Here is a 17,673-nt window from a genome sequence, read left to right on the forward strand (position 1 = left end):
GTCCGTGGCGCGCTCCGTGCTCCACGGCTTCTCGCGCTCGGGGTGCGGGGACCTGTTCGGGTGGCCGTCCGCCACCGGAGCGGCGACCACGGCGCCAAGGCCCGCCCTGTCGGGGGCCGTGGCTCCGGTGGTGGCCATCGCGTTCCTCCTCGACTCGTGACGGTGATGACGTGCTGCTCCCAGCGTCGGCAAGCCGGGAACGGGCGGGCAGGGGCCGAACGGCCCTCGCGCCGGGCCGGTCAGGTCCGCGGGCGCCGCCACCCGGGCTCGGTCCGGGCCCAGGCCAGTTCCCACTCGGCCAACCGGTGGCGTTCCGCGTACCGTTGCACGGCGTACCGCACCGCCAGCAGGGTGCCTGCCGCCCCGAGGGCGGCGATGGTGGCCCACGAGACGGCACTGAGCCACACCTGGCTGTCGTCCAGCGGCTCGTCGACGACGCGACCGTGGACGTCGAGCCAGATCCGGAGGTGCTGACCGCCGGGCGTCGCGGAGTTCACCTTCGCGATTCCGGTGTGTACGGTGCCGTCGGCCTCGGTCCAGCGCACGGCTGCCCGCTCCTTGCCCGTGCTCCCACCGTTGGCCGGCGGCAGGTCAACGGGCGCGTCATGGACGAGGACCGCGTCCACCGGCCGTGAAGAGCCCCGCTGGGCGACGGCGGTCGAGTGCGCCGCGCCGTACGCCGCGTCGCCCGCGGCGAATCCCGCAGCCGGTACGCCGAAGAGGAACGCGATCCCCAACGCCAGGGCGGTCCATGCCTCGACCACGTCGCAGCGGCGCCGCAGGGGGTTGCGGCGCCATCGCCACCACCGCTGTCGGGTCCTCATGGCGGGTCACCGGCCCTCTCAGAGCTTGCGCAGCCAGTCGTCGGCGATTCCGTGCATGGCCGGTGCGTCCGGGTGCAGGTGCGAATCGTCGAGCTGGTAGCCGAGCTGGTCGACAACGGCGACGACTCCGTCCACCATGCGCGTCACGCGCACCGCGAGGGGGACCTCGCTGCGCCGTTCCAGCTGCCCGGACAGGGTCACCACACCCTCATTCACGGTGATGCCGATCGTGCCGTGCGACAGCCACAGGGTCCCGACCAGCACATCCCGGATGACCTCGGCGCGGATCTCGTCGTCCGAGCGGAGGAAGACCTGGAGGAGGTCGCGCCGGGTCACGATGCCGACCAGCCGGTCCTCGGTGTCCAGCACGGGGAGGCGTTCGACGCGGTGCGCCGCCATGGTGCGGGCGGCGACGGCGATCGTGTCGTCGGCGCGCACGGTGATCGGCGGACGGGACATCAGCTCACCCGCCGTCCGGGCCCGAGCCTTCTTCCTTCGGGCGCGCGCACCGCGCCCGAAGGCGGCAGGCCGGAACCGGCGTGGCGGCTCGTACGGGTCCTCGGCCTCCGCCTGCCGGGCCATCAAGTCGGTCTCGGACAGGACGCCGACGACCTTGTCGTCCTCGTCCACCACCGGAAGGCCGCTGACGTGATGCTCGGCCAGCAGCCGGGCGATCTCCTTGAAGGGGACCGATGTCCGCGCGCTCACCACCTCGCTCGTCATGACCGAACCGACCTTGGCGTGTTTCATTACTTCCTCCTCATCGCAGCCTTCGCAGCCTTCGCAGCCTTCGCAGCCTTCGCAGGTACGGGTCGTGCGGACATCGAGGGCGGTCACCCGCTCGGCCGGCGAGAACGGGATCGAGCTCCACCTCGCAGAGCTGCGGCAGGCCTGCGGACAGGCCGTGCGAGGGGGCTGACAGTCCATCCGTGTCCGGGCCGCCCTCGCCCCGCCCGCTGAGTCAGCCGAGTCAGCTGAGTCAGCCGAGTCCGCTGAGTCCGCCGAGGGGTCCGTGTGGCCATGCGAGCAGCGTGTCCCGCGGCGACCGCGGCGGGCAGGGGCCGAATGACCCCTCCGCAGGGCCGGTTCGCCCCTGTATCCCGCCACCGGCCCGGTGCCAGTCTCCGGGAGGAGGGCCGCGGCGGCCTTCCCGAGCCCACCTGCGGCCGGAAGGCGGTGGAGACGTGGAGACGTGGAGGCAGGGAGGCGACCGGCCGTCCGCTGATCGTCGGGGTCGACGGCTCGGGACCGAGTCGGGACGCGACGGCCGCCCACCCCGACGTGGGGGTGACGCGCAGGCCCCCGGAGGGTCGGGCGCGGACCGCGCTCCTGGAGGCCGCGACCGCCTCCGACCTGCTGGTCGCCGGGCCCGCCGCCGCACGACCGGCCCGGGCATGCGGCTCGGCCCGGTCAGCCACGCCCTGCCGCATCACGCGCCCTGCCCGGTGGTGGTCGTACCCCACGACTGAGCACGCCCCGTACGCGGTACCCATACCGACGGCACGCCCCTGACGATTCCGGAGACACCATGACGAAGCACCGCCCACCGAACCCGGCCGCCCTCGACGCCCACTGGCGCGCCGCGAACTACCTGTCCGCGGGGCAGATCTATCTGCTGGACAACGCGCTGCTGACCGAGGAGCTGCGGCCCGAGCACATCAAGCCGCGCCTGCTCGGCCACTGGGGCACCTCGCCCGGCCTCAACCTCGTGCACACCCATCTGAACCGGGTGATCAGGGAGCGCTCGCTCGACGCGCTGTGCGTGTGGGGCCCGGGGCACGGCGGCCCGGCGGTGCTGGCGAACTCCTGGCTGGACGGCTCGTATTCCCGCATCTATCCGGACGTCGGCCGGGACGCGGCGGGCATGGCGCGGCTGTTCCGGCAGTTCTCCTTCCCCGGCGGTGTGCCCAGCCATGTGGCTCCCGAGACCCCCGGCTCGATCCACGAGGGCGGCGAACTCGGCTACTCCCTGGCGCACGCCTACGGGGCCGCGTTCGACAACCCCGGCCTGCTGGTCGCCTGTGTGATCGGCGACGGGGAGGCCGAGACCGGGCCGCTCGCCGCGTCCTGGCACTCCAACAAGTTCCTCGACCCGGTCCACGACGGCGCCGTACTGCCGATCCTGCACCTGAACGGCTACAAGATCGCCAACCCGACGGCCCTCGCCCGGCTGCCCGAGGCCGAACTCGACTCCCTGCTGCGGGGATACGGCCACGAGCCGCTGCACGTCACCGGCTCGGACCCGCTCAAGGTGCACGAGGCGATGGCCCGTGCCATGGATCACGCCCTGGACCGTATCACCGAGATCAAGCGGACCGGCGTACGGGCGTCCTGGCCGATGATCGTGCTCCGTACGCCGAAGGGCTGGACCGGTCCGGCCGAGGTCGACGGCGAACCGGTGGAGGGCACCTGGCGCTCGCACCAGGTGCCGCTCTCCGCTGTGCGCGAAGACCCGCAGCACCTACGCCAGTTGGAGGCATGGCTGCGCTCCTACCGGCCGCAGGAGCTGTTCGACGCCGACGGCCGCCCCACCGAGCAGGTGCTGGCCTGTGTCCCGGACGGCGAGCGCCGGCTCGGCGCGAATCCGCACGCCAACGGCGGCCTGCTCACCCGCGAACTGCCCCTGCCGCCGTTGGAGCACTTCGCCGTCCCCGTCGACAAGCCGGGCGCGACCCTGCACGAGCCCACCCGCGTCCTCGGCGGTCTGCTGGCCCAGGTGATGGCCGACACCGCCGAGCGGCGCGACTTCCGCGTGGTCGGCCCCGACGAGACCGCCTCCAACCGGCTGGGCGCCCTCTTCGAGGTCACCGGCAAGGCGTGGCAGGCGGAGATCCTGGAGACCGACGAGAACCTGGCCCGCGACGGCCGTGTGATGGAGATCCTGTCCGAACACCTCTGCCAGGGCTGGCTGGAGGGCTACAACCTCACCGGCCGCCACGGCCTGTTCTCCTGTTACGAGGCGTTCGTCCACATCGTCGACTCGATGGTCAACCAGCACATCAAGTGGCTGAAGACATCGAGGGGCCTGCCGTGGCGCGCCCCCGTCCCCTCCCTCAACTACCTGCTCACCTCGCACGTCTGGCGCCAGGACCACAACGGCTTCTCACACCAGGACCCCGGCTTCGTCGACCATGTGCTGAACAAGAGCCCCGAGGTCGTACGGGTCTACCTCCCGCCGGACGCCAACACCCTGCTGTCCGTGGCGGACCACGTCCTGCGCTCGCGCGACTACGTCAACGTGGTCGTCGCCGGCAAGCAGCCCTGCTTCGACTGGCTCTCCCTGGAGGAGGCCCGCGGCCACTGCGCGCGCGGAGCGGGCATCTGGGAGTGGGCCGGTTCCGAGAGCCGCGACCGTGAGCCGGACGTCGTCCTGGCCTGCGCCGGAGACGTGCCCACCCAGGAGGTCCTGGCCGCCGTCGGGCTGCTGCGCCGCCACCTCCCGGACCTCGCCGTCCGCGTCGTCAACGTCGTCGACATGACGAAACTGCTGCCCCGCGAGGAGCACCCGCACGGAATGGCCGACTTCGAGTACGACGCGCTGTTCACCCGCGACAAGCCGGTGATCTTCGCCTACCACGGTTACCCGTGGCTGATCCACCGGCTCACCTACCGCCGCGGCGGCCACGGCCAGCTCCACGTGCGCGGCTACAAGGAGTCCGGCACCACCACCACGCCCTTCGACATGGTCGTCCGCAACGACCTCGACCGGTACCGGCTCGTCATGGACGTCATCGACCGCGTCCCCGGCCTCGCCGTACGCGCGGCCGTCGTCCGCCAGACCATGGCCGACACCCGCACCCGCCACCACGCCTGGATCCGCGACCACGGCACCGATCTGCCCGAGGTCGCCGACTGGACCTGGACCGGCTGACGCTGACCCCACTGGAGGTGGACCATGCAACGCCACATCACGGCCGGTATCGACGGCTCGCGCGAAAGCCTCGACGCCGCCGACTGGGCCGCCCGCGAAGCCGTGCTGCGCGGCCTCCCCCTGCACCTGCTCCACGTGGACGAGGAACCCGGCGAGCGGACCTTCCTCCCCGAACTGGACGTGCCCGCAGAGCGCGGGCGCACGGCCCTGGACCGGGCAGCCGTCCAACTCGCCTACTGCCACCCCACCTTGGAGATCCGGCCCGCCCACGCGCCCGGGCAGCCCGCCGTCACCCTGGTGGAGGCGGCCGAGACCTCCGAGGCCCTGGTCCTGGGCTCGCGAGGCTTCACCGGACTGGCCGCGTTCCTGGTCGGCTCGGTCGCCCTCGACGTCACCGCGCGCGCCGCGTGCCCGGTCGTGCTGGTACGCGCGGGGGAGCGGCCCGAGGACGAGCGGGAGGGGCTGGCGGGCCACGGCCCGTACCGGCCCGTGGTCCTAGGGCTCGACCTGGCCCACCCGAGCGACGAACTGCTCGCGTACGCCTTCGACGCGGCGGCGAGCCGGCACGCGCCGCTGCACGTTCTGCACGCCTGGAGCGTGCCGCTGGTGCCGTCGGCGGACGCGGACGACCCGGCGGAGGAGAAGGCCCACGCCCTGTCCGCGGCGCTGTCCGCGTGGCGGCGCAAGTTCCCCGACATGGAAGTACGGGAGCACGCGGTCCACGGCCGGGCGGGTCACCATCTGCTGCTGGCCTCCACCCGGGCCTGTCTGCTGGTCGTCGGCCGCGGCCCCGGCATGGGCGACCATCTGGGCCCGGTCGCCCACTCGGTGATCCACCATGTGCTGTGCCCGGTGGCCGTGGTGCCGCACGGCTGACCGGGAAGGGAGAGGCCCGTACGCCGAGGGGAGACCCCAGGCGCACGGGCCTGTGCGGCATCGCACACGCGACGGTCAGGTGCGCCGGACCGTGATCGTGCGGGTGCTGGCCTTTGGCTCCGCTTTCGGGACCGTGATGGTCAGCACACCGTCCTTGTGGTCGGCGGTGGCCTCGTCCCGTGGGCGCCGGCCGGCAGCCGGACGGCACGGGCGAAGCGTCCGTCGCGGAATCGCGGTTTTCCTTGCCTGCCTCCGCTCTGCGTCCGGGCGGGGCCGAGTGTGAGGGGCCGGACGGGCGCTTCCCGCCGAGTGTGGGCCTGATGGCCTCGCCGGGCGCCCAAGTGGGGTCCGTTCGGCCCTGTCAGAGAAGCGAGGCCGCGAGGGACCGTGGAGCACAACGGGGGCCGGAGGCATGGGGTGCGCGATGAATGAGATCGGCGGGCAGGACCTGGGTGAGCGGGACGAGGCGGTGGCGGCGCGGCGGATGACTCCGCTCGACCGCCGGGAGGCGCTGCGGCTGCTGGCGACGACGTCGCTGGGCCGGGTCGTCTTCACCCAGGGTGCGCTGCCTGCGGTCCGCCCCGTCAACCACCTCATGGACGGCGACGACATCATCGTCTGCCTGCACGAAGGGGCGGCTTTCGCCTCGCTGGACGCGCCCGGGCCAGGCTCCGCCGTCGTGGTCGCCTACGAGGCGGACGCCATCGATCCGGACACGCACCTCGGCTGGAGCGTCGTCGTGACCGGCTACGCCCGCCTGATCGAAGACCGTGCCACGCTCGACCGCTTCACGAAGACGTTCCGGCCCTGGGCGGCGGGCACGATGAAGGCCGCACTGCTCATCCGGTCGGATCTGGTGACGGGTTTCCAGCTCGATCCCGGGCCTTCGGCGTAGCGGTGGAGCCCGAGTGCCGCGGGCGCGGGTGACGAGTCGCTCCGGGAGGAAGAGCAGCCATGGTGCGTTACGTGTACGACTTCTCCGAAGGCGGCCGTGACATGGCCGACCTGCTCGGGGGCAAGGGCGCCAATCTGGCCGAGATGGTCCGGATGGGGCTCCCCGTACCACCCGGATTCACCATCACCACCGAGGCGTGCCGGGTCTTTCTGGCCACTGGTGAGCCGCCCGCCGAACTGGCCGGGGAGGTGGCCACCCACCTCTCCGCTCTCGAACAGGCCACCGGCCGGCGGCTGGGACAGGTGGACGACCCGCTCCTGGTGTCGGTCCGGTCGGGCGGCCGCTTCTCCATGCCCGGCATGATGGAGACGGTCCTCGACATCGGGCTCAACGACCTCTCGGTTCTCGGCCTCGGCAAGTCGCCGGAGCGGGAGCGGTTCGCGTGGGACTCCTACCGTCGCCTCGTGCAGATGTTCGGCAGTACGGTGATGGGTGTCGACAGCGCGCTGTTCGAGGACGTTCTGGCCGGTGTGAAACGGCAGAGCGGGGTCGAGGACGACAGCCGTCTGGACAGCTGCGAGCTCATCAGGATCGTCGAGACCTTCAAGGACCTGATCCGTGAGCGGACCGGCGAGGAGTTCCCGCAGGACCCGGCCGAGCAGCTGCGGCGGGCCGTCCTCGCCGTCTTCACCTCCTGGAACGGCGAACGGGCCCGGCTCTACCGCCGCCGTGAACACATCGCGGACGACCTGGGCACCGCGGTCACCGTCCAGACGATGGTGTTCGGCAACCACGGAGCGGATTCGGGCAGCGGTGTCGCCTTCACCCGCGACCCAGCGACCGGCCGGACGGGCGTCTACGGCGACTACCTGTCCGACGCCCAGGGAGAGGACGTCGTCGCCGGTATCCGCGACACGGTTCCCCTCACCGATCTCGAAGGGCCGGCCCCGGCCGCCTACGAACAGCTGCGCGGTCATATGCGGCGGCTGGAGTCGCACTATCGCGACCTGTGCGACATCGAGTTCACCGTCGAGCGCGGCAGACTGTGGATGCTGCAGACACGCGTCGGCAAGCGGACCGCGCAAGCGGCGTTCAACATCGCCGGGCAGCTCGCCGACGAAGGCGTGATCACCATGGCCGAGGCGCTGCGGCGGGTCAGCGGCGAGGGGCTCGCGCGCCTGATGTCCCCTCGCTTCGGCGCCGCGGCCGAGGGCGATGCCATCGCCCGTGGCATCCCCGCCTCCCCCGGCGCCGCGGTCGGCGCGGCGGTGTTCGACGCGGGTGAGGCCGTGCGGCGTTCCGCCGCAGGGGAGCAGGTGGTCCTCGTACGGCAGGAGACCACCCCCGACGACCTGCCCGGCATGGTGGCGGCCCAGGCCGTGCTCACCAGCCGGGGCGGCAAGACCAGCCATGCTGCCGTGGTCGCCCGCGGCATGGGCAAGGTGTGCGTGTGCGGCGCCTCGGAGCTGACGGTGGACCCGGCAGGGCGGTGCTTCACCGCCCTGGGCGGTGTCACGGTGCGAGAGGGAACGGTCATCTCGGTCGACGGGTTCACGGGAGAGGTACGCCTGGGCTCTGTACCCCTCGCCGACTCGGCCGTCGTGGGCTACTTCGAAGGGGGCGGCCGTGCACCCGGCGACGGAGCCCAGCAGGACGTGCGGGACGTCCACCGGCTCATGGAACAGGCCGACGCGGTGCGGCGCATGGAGGTGCGTGCGAACGCGGACACACCCGAGGACGCGGCACGGGCACGGCGCTTCGGTGCCCAGGGCATCGGTCTGTGCCGCACGGAGCACATGTTCCTCGGTGAGCGGCGCCCCTTGGTCGAAGCCATGATCCTCGCGCACGGCGACGCCGAGCGGCAGGAGGCGCTCGGCGCGCTGCTGCCGCTGCAGCGCGAGGACTTCATCGGCATCCTGGAGGCGATGGACGGTCTGCCGGTGACGATCCGTCTGCTGGACCCGCCCCTGCACGAGTTCCTGCCCGACCGCACGGCGCTCGCCGTCCGCATCGCGCGCGAAGAGGCCCTCGGCGGGGCACCGGACGCGCGGGATGCCGAACTGCTGGCGGCCGTGGAGCGGATGCACGAGGAGAACCCGATGCTCGGCCTGCGCGGTGTCCGGCTCGGCCTCGTGGTGCCGGGTCTGGTGGCCATGCAGGTACGCGCCGTCGCGGAGGCGGTCGTCGTCCGCAGGAAGGCCGGGGGAGACCCGAGGGCCGAGATCATGGTGCCGCTCGTCGGCACGGTGGAGGAGCTGCGTCTCGTACGCGAAGAGGTGCGGCGCGTGCTGGGCGCGGTCTCGGCCGAGGCGGGTGCCGCCGTCGCCTGCCCCGTCGGCACGATGATCGAGCTGCCCCGGGCCGCGCTCACCGCGGGCCGAATCGCGCGGGAAGCCGAGTTCTTCTCCTTCGGCACCAACGATCTGACCCAGACCACCTGGGGCTTCTCCCGCGACGACGTCGAGGCGGCGTTCTTCTCCGTCTACCTCGACAAGGGCGTCTTCCCCGTCTCCCCGTTCGAGACGATCGACCGGGAGGGCGTGGGCCGGCTGGTGCGGATCGCGGTGGCCGAAGGCCGCGCCGCCCGCCCGGACCTGAAGATCGGTGTGTGCGGCGAGCACGGCGGTGACCCGGAGTCGGTGCACTTCTTCCACGAAGCCGGACTCGACTATGTCTCCTGCTCACCGTTCCGCGTCCCGATCGCCCGTCTGGAGGCCGGGCGCGCGGCCCTGGACGATCACCGCGAGGGCAACTGAACGCCGGGCGCCGCACACACGAGAGCCCCGGCCGGAGGAGCCGCACGCCCTCCGGCCGGGGCTCTCGCGTTCACTTCAGCCAGCGGTTGCGCCCCACGGACGGCAGCCGCTCCCACAGCGTGCCCAGCCCCCAGGTGCGGCCCGCGCAGGCCACGGCGAGGGTGATCAGGACGGCCGTGTACAGGACGTGGTAGTCGATCACCGGGTTCGAGGACGCGCTGAGGGCGCCGTCCGACAGATGGCGCGCGGGAGGCCATTCGGCGGCCCACATCAGCGCCATCAGCGCGGTGCCCGCCACCGCGGCCAGGCGCAGTGCCACACCTGTCGCCAGGGCGAGCCCGATGCCGAGCAGGCCCAGCATGAACAGCCAGTCGGCCCAGGTGTCGCCGGCCCAGGAGTGGAAGGTGGACTCCATCGGTCCCGCGGCGACGTGGCTCAGGAAGCCCTTGGTGGGGGAGCCGCCGTCGATCCAGCCCTTGCCGGACTGCGTCGCGTAGCCCCAGCCGAAGGTCTTGTCGAAGAACGCCCACAGGAAGGTGAACGCCGTCAGCAGACGCAGCCCGGCCAGGGTGCGTGCCAGGGCCGTCGCCGAGGCCGCGGCGGTGTGGCCGTCCGTCCGGGCGGCGGCGGTGCCGTCCGTCCTGCCCGTGCGCCGGAAGCCGAAGCGGATGCCCGCGGGACGGTGGGAGTGCCCGTGCAGTGCCATGGTCGTCAGCCCTCTCCTCGTGCCACGCCGAGTGCGTGTACACGGACAATCTGATGCCGGGAGCGTCCGCTGTACCGGGGGCGCTCGGACCACTTCCGTGGGCCGATGGTCCCTTCGGGCGGGACCGGCCGGGACCCGGGACCGCTCAGCGCGGCCTGCCGGGGACGGGCCGGACTTCCGCCCCGCCGGGCCGGTCGGCCCTACCCGGCAGGGCGGGGGAAGACCAGTCTGGAGGCACCCCGGGACGCCCCCGAGGCACCGCGATTGAGCGGCCGAACCCCTCCGGAGGGGCGTCATGCCACGTACCGTAATCGCCGGAATCGACGGCTCCGCCCGAGTCGCGGGCAGCGGCCCTCCGGGCGGCCCGGGAGGCCGGGCTGCGCGGTCTCCCGCCCGGTGTGCTGTACGCCTGGCAGCCGTGGACGCACACCGCGCGTACGCCTCTCCGGGGGCCGCCGTGGCGCCCCGCGCGAGCGGCGCCGACGAGCGCTGGGCCGAACACCTGCTGCGCGAGACCGAGGACGAGGTGCGCGCCCTGCACCCAGAGCCGGATCTCAGCCTGGAGCGCGTTCCCGGTCCCCCGGGGGAGGCGCTGGCAGCCGCCGCCGCCGCCGACGACGAGGCCGAGGTGCTGGTGCTCGGATCGCACGCGCTCAGCGCGGTCACCGGCTTCCTGACCGGGCCCGTCTCCATGTCCGTGCTCGCTCACGCCCGGCGGCCGGTCGTCCTGGTGCGCCCGGCAGGGGAGGGAGACAAGGTGCCGGACCCGGCCGCAAGGATCGGGGCGCAGGAGGGCGATGTCGTGCTCGGCCTCGATCTCACCGGCCCGTGCGACCCGCTCGTCGAGTACGCGGTGAACGCCGCCGGGGTCCGGGGAGCCGCGCTGCGGGTCGTCCACACATGGGCGCCCCCGCCGGTCTTCGGCCACGACCCCGCCGCGGTCGACCCCCAGGACATCGTCGGGCTCGGGCTCCGGGAGCAGGACGCCCTGGAGGAGGCCGTGCGGCCCTGGCGGGCCAAGTACCCCAGGTCCGCGTCGAGCCGCGGTGCGTGGCGGACCACCTGGCCGCCCGTCTGGTGGAAGCCGCCGCGGATGCCGCGTTGCTGGTCGTGGGCCGACGGCTGCACGGCCATGGGGGTCTCGCGCACATCGGCCCGGTGACCCATGCCGTGCTGCACCACGCCCGGACCCCGGTCGCCGTGGTGCCGCACGCCTGAGACGCGGCGTGGCGTGCGGATGGAGCGGCTTCAGTCCCGGCGCAGCAGGGTCGCCGCGTGATCCGGTACGTACGACTGGAGGTTGCGCGGCGGGCGCTGGTACGAGGGGGCGGGAGGGCGTTCGGGCAGGGACAGCGGTGCGCGCGGGACCTCGTGGTAGGGCACCGCGGACAGGAGATGGGCGATCATGTTGATCCGCGCCCTGCGCTTGTCGTCGCTCTCGATGACGTGCCAGGGGGCCTCGCGGATGTCGGTGTGCTGGAACATCTCGTCCTTCGCCCGGGAGTACGCCTCCCAGCGGGTGATGGACTCCAGGTCCATGGGAGAGAGCTTCCAGCGGCGCGTGGGGTCCTCCAGCCTGCGGCGGAAGCGCTGCTCCTGCACGGCGTCGCTCACCGAGAACCAGTACTTGAGCAGCAGGATGCCGTCCTCCACGAGCATCCGCTCGAAGACCGGGCACTGGCGCAGGAACCGCTCGTGCTCCTCGTCCGTGCAGAAGCCCATCACGTGCTCGACCCCGGCCCGGTTGTACCAGCTGCGGTCGAACAGGGTGATCTCGCCGGCGGCGGGAAGGTGCGCGCAGTAGCGCTGGAAGTACCACTGCGTGCGCTCGCGCTCGGTGGGCCGGGGCAGGGCCACGGTCCGGGCGACGCGGGGGTTGAGGTGCTCGGCGACCCGTTGGATCGTGCCGCCCTTGCCCGCCGCGTCACGCCCCTCGAACACGACCACCAGCCGGGCTCCTTCGAGCCGTATCCACTCCTGGAGTTTCACCAGTTCGGTCTGGAGCCGGTAGAGCTCCCGCTCGTACACGGCGCGCGGCAGCGCCGACGGCGCACCGGCCGCCGCACCGCCGGACCTGCCCGACTTCTGGCCCATCGTCTTCTCCCTCGGTCCGCCCTCGCCTCCATCCCAGAGTGCGGCCGGACCCCGCGCCCCGGGGAGGGTCCGACCAGCCCTCGTCCTACGAGGCCGAAAACGGCGCGGTGAGCTCGCACTCGACGCCCCCCACCCCCTCGACGCCCTCCGCCAGGTGCGCGGCGACCGGGATGAGGCGGCTGTCGCGTACCGCGCCGGAGAGGGTCACGACTCCTTCGGTGACGCTGATCCCCACGTCCCGGTGCGAGAGGGGGAAGAGGGGGACGACGACCTCCCGGCGGATCTGGGCCGCGAGGTCGCGGTCGGAGCGCAGGAACACCTTGAGCAGGTCACCACGGCTGACGACGCCCTCAAGTGTTCCGCCGGCACTCACGACGGGCAGGCGTTTGACGTGCTTGCCTTGGTGGTGGTCATGCTCGCCTCCGGTCCTCCCCACCAGGCTCGCACCTCGCCGGCGCGGGCGCGAGGGCCCGATGGGGCACTCGACCGGTCCCGGACGGCCTCCGGGGGCGCTGATGCCTCAGTCGCCGGACGCGGGGTAGCTCGCACGCCCGAGCGCGGCCGCCGGCACGGGTCCCGCGCCGGTCGTCTCCCGCGACGTCATCGGGGACCCCTCGTCCCGCGTCGTCGACCCGGCGCTGACCCAGACCAACGGCGCCCTTGGCCAAGGTCTTCGGCCGGTACGGGCGACGAGTGGGGCTACACCGATCGCCTCGTGGACCTCACAGCCCTGGTGGCGGACGACTGACGCCTCCCGGAGGGGGACCACCGGCGGCGGGCAGGGCCGACCGGCCCCCGGCCCGCCCCCGGACAGCCCATGGGATTTCGTCCCGCCCCGCCGGACGATCGACGTGTCGAGAGGCATGGAGGAGAGTCGCGATGACGGATGGCCTGATCGACCGACCCTCGGTGCACGCCCTGCTCGCGGACGGCACCACCGTGTGCATACGCCCGGCGGTGCCCGGTGACCACGATCAGCTGCAAGGGCTCGCCGTGCAGTCCGGCGGGGTCGGCATCGCGCTGCTCGACGGGCTGTCCCGGCTGGGCATCGGCGTCTCGTCCTTCGTGTCCATGAAGGCTCACTGGCCCGGCCTCCTGCACCAGACCCAGCAGCACGCGGTCCACCTCGACCTGCGCGGCGACGCCCAGGTGCGGGCCGCGTTCCGCGACCTGGAGACCCGGTTCGCGGGAATCATGACCGGTGTGGTCCCGCAACCGCTGGCCGCCCGCGGCACCGAGCTGTTCGCCGGTGTCGTCCAGGACGAGGGTTTCGGACCGCTCGTCCTGTTCGGGCTCGGCGGCACGGTCACCGACGTGCTGGCCGATCACGCCGCGCGCCCGGCCCCGCTCACCGACCGCGATGTACACGAGCTGATCACCTCGCCGCGGTGCGCCCCGCTGCTGCTGGGCGAGGGCGGCCCCCGTCGACCTCATGGATCTGGAGCGGCCGCTCCTGCGGCTGTCCCGGCCGGCGGCGGACCTGCCGCAGCTCGCCGAGGCCGGCTTCAAACCCGGTCCTGGCGGCGCCGGGCGGCGTCACCGTGCTCGACGCGCGGATACGCCTGCTGCCGCGCCGCCCCCAGGACCCGTATCCGCGCCGACTGCGCTGAGGAAGGAACGGCCATGCGACACGACAAGGTCGGCTCCGTGATGACCACGGACGTCGTACGTGCCGTGTGCGACGCACCGTCCAAGGAGGTGGCCCAGCTGCTCGCGGCCCCCTGGATCAACGGCCTCCCGGTGGCGGACGAGGACGACAACGTCATCGGTGTCCTGTCCGAAACGGACCTGACGGCGCGCCAGGCGGCCGCCGCCCGGCCCCTCCGGGCCGAAGCGCCGCACGGGGCTCGTCCTGGAGGACATATGCCCGCCTACCGGGGAACAGGGCCCGCACGGCGTGGCCTTCGGCCGGCCGGGCGGAAACTGGAAGGAGGCGTAGCGCCATGACCTGCACCGTGCTGGTCGCCTACGGATCGAAGAACGGATCGACGGCACAGATCGCCGAAGCCGTCGCCGACGTCCTGCGCAAGGACGGGCTGACGGCCGAGACACTCTCGGCCCGGTCCGTGGCGAGCGTGACGTCGTACGACGCCGTGGTGGTCGGCGGGGGACTGTACGCGGGACGCTGGCACAGGGACGCGCAGCGGTTCGTCCGTCGTCACCGCCGCGAACTCACGAAGCGCCCGGTGTGGTTCTTCAGCAGCGGCCCGCTCGACGCCTCGGCCTCGGAGCGGGACATTCCGCCCGTGCCCGGCGTGAAGCGGGCCATGGTCCGGTTGGGCGTCCGGGAGCACGTCACCTTCGGCGGGTGCTTGGAAGAAGGCGCCAAGGGGCGAGTGGCCAGGATGATCGTCCGGTCCGGAAGAGGCGGCGACTTCCGGGACTTCGACGCGATCGAGGCATGGGCGGCAGGTGTCGTCCATGCCCTGACGCGCGTATAGAAGTACGGAGCGGACCGGGGCCAGTGCGCCGGGCAGACCAGGGCGGCCGGGGCCGAGAGGGCCGGATGGCTCCCCGGCAGGATCTGTCGGCCCCTGCACCCGCGCGGGTCCCGGAGCGGCGCTGGTGGCGGATGTCAGACCCAGCGCCGGAGGTGTTCGACATGCTTGCGTCCGTTGTCACCGGAGTCGACGGACCCGCCAGGAGTCCGGCCGCCGCCGCGTGGGGGCCAGCCGGGACATACCGAGGGGCAGAGACCGCAGTCGACGAGGATCCGGGCGTGGTCGCTCTCGACCAGGACTTGCTGCCGGTCACCGTCCGCACACCCCCGAGGAAGCGCAGCAGGGCCGGACGGGAGCGCGAGGGCGCGGTGGTCGGGACGGTCGGGGTTGTCTCGGACATGGCGGCAGCCCTCCTTCCGAGGCGGGTACCGGTCTTCACCATCGCATTTCCCGGGGCGGCCCGGGGAGTGGCCCGACAGGCCCCGGGCCGGGCCCGACCGGCCCATGTGCCCGAAGCGGCTGCCGGGACAGCCTGGCACTGTCCCCCACTGGACGACAGACAGGAAGAAGGTCGACGCCATGAAGGCACTCGTCTTTCACGGTCCGGGCCGGACCGCGTGGCAGGACGTGCCGGATCCGGGGATCAAGGACGCCGCCGACGCGATCGTCCGCGTCGACGCGGTGACCATCTGCGGCACCGACCTGCACATCGTCAAGGGCGATGTGCCCGAGGTGACGCCCGGCCGCGTACTGGGTCACGAGGCCGTCGGGACCGTGGTGGAGACCGGCGGCGACGTCCGCACCGTCCGGCCCGGGGACCGGGTCCTCATCTCCTGCATCTCCTCGTGCGGCCGGTGCCGCTTCTGCCGCGAGGGCCACTACGGCCAGTGCCGCGGAGGCGGCGGATGGGTACTCGGCCACACCATCGACGGCACGCAGGCCGAGTACGTCCGCGTGCCCTTCGCCGACCTCTCCGTGCACCCGCTTCCCAGCGCCGTGGACAGCGGAGACGCGGTGCTGCTCGCGGACATCTTCCCCACGTCGTACGAGGTGGGCGTGCTCAACGGGAACGTGCGGCCGGGCGACACGGTCGTGGTGGTCGGGGCGGGACCGATCGGCCTCGCCGCCATCGCCACCGCCGGCCTGTACAGCCCTGGACGGATCATCGCCGTCGACCTCGCGGAGTCGCGGCTGGCCGCCGCCCGCGCACTGGGCGCGGACGCGACCGCCGGCGCGACCGAGCAGCCGGAACAGCTGGTCTCCGACCTCACCGACGGGCTCGGCGCCGACGTGGTCATCGAAGCCGTCGGCGTCCCCGAGGCCTTCGAGATGTGCACCCGCATGGTCCGCCCCGGCGGCCGCGTCGCCAACATCGGCGTCCACGGCAAGCCCGCCACCCTGCACCTCGAAGACCTGTGGATCAAGGACGTCACCATCACCACGGGGCTGGTCGACACCTACTCCACGCCGATGCTGCTCCGGATGATGGCGGCGGGCCGCCTGCCCGGGGGCTCGCTGGTCACCCATCGCTTCGAGCTGGGGCAGATGGAGGAGGCGTACGACGTGTTCTCCCGCGCCGCGGACACGGGCGCGCTCAAGGTGGTGCTGGGCGGTCCCCAGCACGACGTGGTCACCACACCGGCTCCGGCGTGAGGCAGAGAGGACGCGATGGTCATGGACAGCACTTCGGGATCCGCCTCCGCGGAGGTGCCCGCCGCTCGTACCGATCTGGGCCGCCGGCTGGCCACGCGCCGTCAGGAGCTCGGCCTCACCCGGGAACAGGTGGGCGAGCGCTCCGGGGCCGACGCCGGGTACATCGCCTACCTGGAAGAACATGTCGCGTCACCCGCGATCGACTCCCTCGTCCGCATCGCCGACGCGCTGGGGACGACCGTGGCGGAGCTGACCGGCGCGACCACCGAGTATCCGCCCGGGCGGGGAACGGCGCTGCGGGACGCGGAACTGGTTGCGCTGACCGAGGACGAGTGCAGGCACCTGCTGTCCACGCACGGTGTCGGCCGGGTCGCGGTCATCACCCCCGAGGGGCCTGCGATCTTCCCCGTGAACTATGTGGTGGCCGGCGCCGGGATCGCGTTCCGTACGTCCCCGGAGGCGGTGCTGGCCAGGGCGGCCGGGACGGAAGTGGCCTTCGAGGTCGACCACATCGACGACGCGACGAGGCAAGGGTGGAGCGTCATGGCCGTGGGAGAGGCAGAAGGCATCACCGATGCCGCGGCCGTGCGGCGACTCGATGCCGCCGCTCACTCCCTGCCCTGGGCCGGAGACGACCGTACGCACTGGATGCAGGTCACACCAGGCCGGATCACCGGCCGACGCGTGGTGCACCGCTGAGCACGCGTCTCCGCAAGGCCGAGGAGCGGAGGCACGGCATGGTCGACACGCACGCGAAGACGTGGCCCGGCGGCAGCGGAGGGTGGGAGCCGAACATGCCTGAGGCGGTTACGCCCTCGCGCTCCGCCGACGAGGATCCGCTCCCGAATCCGGACCCGCTGGAGCCGCTGCCGCTGCTGCGGCGCGAGCTCGGCACGGGGCCACGTGGGCTGTCGGCACGGGAAGCAGCCCGGCGCCTCGCGGTCTACGGCCCCGACGAGGTCCGCCGCAGCAGCCGTACCTCCCTGGGACGCGAACTCGTACGGCAGTTGGTCCACCCATTGGCCCTGCTGCTCTGGGCGGCCGCCGCGCTGGCGTATGTCGCGGGCATTCCCGTGCTCGGGTGGGCCATCGTCGCGGTCGTTCTCGTCAATGCGGCGTTCGCGCTCCTTCAGGAACGGCAGGCCGAAGAGGCGGTGGAGACCCTGGCGCACTACCTGCCCGAACACGCCCTGGTCATCCGTGACGGCCGGGCCTCGGAGGTGGAGGCGCGCGAACTGGTTCCGGGCGATCCGGTCGTTCTCGAATGCGGACGCCGTCCCACTGCCGCTGACGGTCCTCCAGATCCTGGCCATCGGCCTGGGTACCGAGACCCTCCCCGCCCTTGCCCTCGGCCGTGAACGGGCCGAGCCGGGCACCATGAGCCGCCCGCCGCCCGCCGCCCGCCGCCCGCCGCCCGCCGCGCCCGAGCACGCAAGGGGTGATCTCCCGTGACGTTCTCTCCCGGTCCGGACGCCCATGTCAGGCACCTGATTGACGCCGAGGGAAAGCCGGCGGGCCGCAGGGCGTAGCGGCGGCCGTGCCCGTCGCCGAAGTGAG

The 17,673-nt window shown here is 72.7% G+C and carries 17 protein-coding genes and 3 pseudogenes; 15 read left to right on the top strand and 5 right to left on the bottom strand.

The window, feature by feature from the left end; translation table 11 throughout:
• The first annotated feature begins 4 nt into the window (after positions 1 to 4).
• Positions 5 to 160 carry a hypothetical protein gene (locus tag ACFWA7_RS01185; protein WP_385820072.1) on the top strand — a complete coding sequence of 52 codons (156 nt, stop codon included), beginning with the start codon at positions 5 to 7 and terminating at the stop codon, positions 158 to 160.
• A gap of 79 nt (positions 161 to 239) precedes the next feature.
• Here ACFWA7_RS01185 and ACFWA7_RS01190 read toward each other — a convergent pair whose 3' ends face one another.
• Both ACFWA7_RS01190 and ACFWA7_RS01195 read right to left on the bottom strand, forming a co-directional pair.
• On the bottom strand, positions 240 to 824 hold the full coding sequence (locus tag ACFWA7_RS01190) for a hypothetical protein (RefSeq protein ID WP_385535883.1): 585 nt from the start codon (positions 822 to 824) through the stop codon (positions 240 to 242).
• Between the two features lie 18 nt (positions 825 to 842).
• A complete protein-coding gene (locus ACFWA7_RS01195) occupies positions 843 to 1,574 on the bottom strand; it encodes a CBS domain-containing protein (protein ID WP_385820074.1) in 732 nt (243 codons plus the stop codon).
• A 778-nt stretch (positions 1,575 to 2,352) separates the two neighbouring features.
• On the opposite strand from ACFWA7_RS01195, the gene ACFWA7_RS01200 reads away from it, so the two are divergent.
• From ACFWA7_RS01200 to ppdK, 4 genes are all read left to right on the top strand, one after another.
• Entirely contained in the window at positions 2,353 to 4,695 is a 2,343-nt protein-coding gene (locus tag ACFWA7_RS01200; RefSeq protein WP_385820076.1) for a phosphoketolase, read from the top strand.
• Between the two features lie 24 nt (positions 4,696 to 4,719).
• Positions 4,720 to 5,571 carry a universal stress protein gene (locus ACFWA7_RS01205; RefSeq protein ID WP_385535877.1) on the top strand — a complete coding sequence of 284 codons (852 nt, stop codon included), beginning with the start codon at positions 4,720 to 4,722 and terminating at the stop codon, positions 5,569 to 5,571.
• A 424-nt stretch (positions 5,572 to 5,995) separates the two neighbouring features.
• Positions 5,996 to 6,466 (top strand): pyridoxamine 5'-phosphate oxidase family protein, encoded by a 471-nt coding sequence (locus ACFWA7_RS01210; RefSeq protein WP_385820078.1) that lies wholly within the window; start codon positions 5,996 to 5,998, stop codon positions 6,464 to 6,466.
• Between the two features lie 59 nt (positions 6,467 to 6,525).
• Positions 6,526 to 9,222 carry a pyruvate, phosphate dikinase gene (gene ppdK, locus ACFWA7_RS01215; protein WP_385820080.1) on the top strand — a complete coding sequence of 899 codons (2,697 nt, stop codon included), beginning with the start codon at positions 6,526 to 6,528 and terminating at the stop codon, positions 9,220 to 9,222.
• 70 nt (positions 9,223 to 9,292) lie between these two features.
• Here ppdK and ACFWA7_RS01220 read toward each other — a convergent pair whose 3' ends face one another.
• On the bottom strand, positions 9,293 to 9,928 hold the full coding sequence (locus ACFWA7_RS01220) for a hypothetical protein (protein ID WP_385820082.1): 636 nt from the start codon (positions 9,926 to 9,928) through the stop codon (positions 9,293 to 9,295).
• Positions 9,929 to 10,223: 295 nt separating this feature from the next.
• Here ACFWA7_RS01220 and ACFWA7_RS01225 point away from each other — a divergent pair.
• Positions 10,224 to 10,604 (top strand): annotated as a pseudogene (locus ACFWA7_RS01225) (hypothetical protein); the annotation flags it as partial.
• Between the two features lie 224 nt (positions 10,605 to 10,828).
• Complete coding sequence (locus ACFWA7_RS01230; RefSeq protein ID WP_385820183.1) at positions 10,829 to 11,146, top strand: universal stress protein; 318 nt, start codon at positions 10,829 to 10,831, stop codon at positions 11,144 to 11,146.
• Positions 11,147 to 11,176: 30 nt separating this feature from the next.
• Here the strand turns inward: ACFWA7_RS01230 and ppk2 are convergent, their stop codons facing one another.
• Both ppk2 and ACFWA7_RS01240 read right to left on the bottom strand, forming a co-directional pair.
• Positions 11,177 to 12,022, bottom strand: coding sequence for a polyphosphate kinase 2 (gene ppk2 / locus ACFWA7_RS01235; RefSeq protein WP_385820084.1), 846 nt, complete (start codon positions 12,020 to 12,022; stop codon positions 11,177 to 11,179).
• A gap of 85 nt (positions 12,023 to 12,107) precedes the next feature.
• Positions 12,108 to 12,458, bottom strand: a complete 351-nt coding sequence (locus ACFWA7_RS01240; protein WP_385820086.1) for a BON domain-containing protein — start codon at positions 12,456 to 12,458, stop codon at positions 12,108 to 12,110.
• A gap of 142 nt (positions 12,459 to 12,600) precedes the next feature.
• Between ACFWA7_RS01240 and ACFWA7_RS01245 the strand changes: the two are divergent.
• From ACFWA7_RS01245 to ACFWA7_RS01280, 8 genes and pseudogenes are all read left to right on the top strand, one after another.
• Positions 12,601 to 12,770: pseudogene (locus ACFWA7_RS01245) on the top strand (type I glyceraldehyde-3-phosphate dehydrogenase); the annotation flags it as partial.
• 317 nt (positions 12,771 to 13,087) lie between these two features.
• Positions 13,088 to 13,632 (top strand): annotated as a pseudogene (locus ACFWA7_RS01250) (acetate--CoA ligase family protein); the annotation flags it as partial.
• A 40-nt stretch (positions 13,633 to 13,672) separates the two neighbouring features.
• Positions 13,673 to 13,969, top strand: a complete 297-nt coding sequence (locus tag ACFWA7_RS01255; protein WP_385820185.1) for a CBS domain-containing protein — start codon at positions 13,673 to 13,675, stop codon at positions 13,967 to 13,969.
• Entirely contained in the window at positions 13,966 to 14,463 is a 498-nt protein-coding gene (locus tag ACFWA7_RS01260) for a flavodoxin domain-containing protein (protein ID WP_385820088.1), read from the top strand. The genes ACFWA7_RS01255 and ACFWA7_RS01260 overlap by 4 nt, the downstream gene beginning before the upstream one ends.
• Before the next feature lie 579 nt (positions 14,464 to 15,042).
• Positions 15,043 to 16,116, top strand: coding sequence for a zinc-dependent alcohol dehydrogenase family protein (locus ACFWA7_RS01265; protein ID WP_385820090.1), 1,074 nt, complete (start codon positions 15,043 to 15,045; stop codon positions 16,114 to 16,116).
• Between the two features lie 21 nt (positions 16,117 to 16,137).
• On the top strand, positions 16,138 to 16,815 hold the full coding sequence (locus ACFWA7_RS01270) for a helix-turn-helix domain-containing protein (RefSeq protein WP_385545088.1): 678 nt from the start codon (positions 16,138 to 16,140) through the stop codon (positions 16,813 to 16,815).
• Positions 16,816 to 16,910: 95 nt separating this feature from the next.
• On the top strand, positions 16,911 to 17,474 hold the full coding sequence (locus ACFWA7_RS01275; RefSeq protein ID WP_385820092.1) for a cation-transporting P-type ATPase: 564 nt from the start codon (positions 16,911 to 16,913) through the stop codon (positions 17,472 to 17,474).
• Positions 17,434 to 17,568 (top strand): hypothetical protein, encoded by a 135-nt coding sequence (locus ACFWA7_RS01280; RefSeq protein WP_385820187.1) that lies wholly within the window; start codon positions 17,434 to 17,436, stop codon positions 17,566 to 17,568. Before ACFWA7_RS01275 ends, ACFWA7_RS01280 begins: the two co-directional genes overlap by 41 nt.
• Positions 17,569 to 17,673 lie beyond the last annotated feature (105 nt).

Origin of the sequence: Streptomyces sp. NPDC059994, assembly GCF_042737755.1 — a bacterium.
Taxonomy (GTDB): domain Bacteria; phylum Actinomycetota; class Actinomycetes; order Streptomycetales; family Streptomycetaceae; genus Streptomyces.

What these genes read in the sequence shown, in the direction of transcription:
- ACFWA7_RS01190 (WP_385535883.1), bottom strand. Translation starts at nt 824, where the DNA reads ATGAGGACCCGACAGCGGTGGTGGCGATGGCGCCGCAACCCCCTGCGG.
- ACFWA7_RS01195 (WP_385820074.1), bottom strand. Translation starts at nt 1,574, where the DNA reads ATGAAACACGCCAAGGTCGGTTCGGTCATGACGAGCGAGGTGGTGAGC.
- ACFWA7_RS01200 (WP_385820076.1), top strand. Translation starts at nt 2,353, where the DNA reads ATGACGAAGCACCGCCCACCGAACCCGGCCGCCCTCGACGCCCACTGG.
- ACFWA7_RS01205 (WP_385535877.1), top strand. Translation starts at nt 4,720, where the DNA reads ATGCAACGCCACATCACGGCCGGTATCGACGGCTCGCGCGAAAGCCTC.
- ACFWA7_RS01210 (WP_385820078.1), top strand. Translation starts at nt 5,996, where the DNA reads ATGAATGAGATCGGCGGGCAGGACCTGGGTGAGCGGGACGAGGCGGTG.
- ppdK (WP_385820080.1), top strand. Translation starts at nt 6,526, where the DNA reads ATGGTGCGTTACGTGTACGACTTCTCCGAAGGCGGCCGTGACATGGCC.
- ACFWA7_RS01220 (WP_385820082.1), bottom strand. Translation starts at nt 9,928, where the DNA reads ATGGCACTGCACGGGCACTCCCACCGTCCCGCGGGCATCCGCTTCGGC.
- ACFWA7_RS01230 (WP_385820183.1), top strand. Translation starts at nt 10,829, where the DNA reads ATGGGCGCCCCCGCCGGTCTTCGGCCACGACCCCGCCGCGGTCGACCC.
- ppk2 (WP_385820084.1), bottom strand. Translation starts at nt 12,022, where the DNA reads ATGGGCCAGAAGTCGGGCAGGTCCGGCGGTGCGGCGGCCGGTGCGCCG.
- ACFWA7_RS01255 (WP_385820185.1), top strand. Translation starts at nt 13,673, where the DNA reads ATGACCACGGACGTCGTACGTGCCGTGTGCGACGCACCGTCCAAGGAG.
- ACFWA7_RS01260 (WP_385820088.1), top strand. Translation starts at nt 13,966, where the DNA reads ATGACCTGCACCGTGCTGGTCGCCTACGGATCGAAGAACGGATCGACG.
- ACFWA7_RS01265 (WP_385820090.1), top strand. Translation starts at nt 15,043, where the DNA reads ATGAAGGCACTCGTCTTTCACGGTCCGGGCCGGACCGCGTGGCAGGAC.
- ACFWA7_RS01270 (WP_385545088.1), top strand. Translation starts at nt 16,138, where the DNA reads ATGGACAGCACTTCGGGATCCGCCTCCGCGGAGGTGCCCGCCGCTCGT.
- ACFWA7_RS01275 (WP_385820092.1), top strand. Translation starts at nt 16,911, where the DNA reads ATGCCTGAGGCGGTTACGCCCTCGCGCTCCGCCGACGAGGATCCGCTC.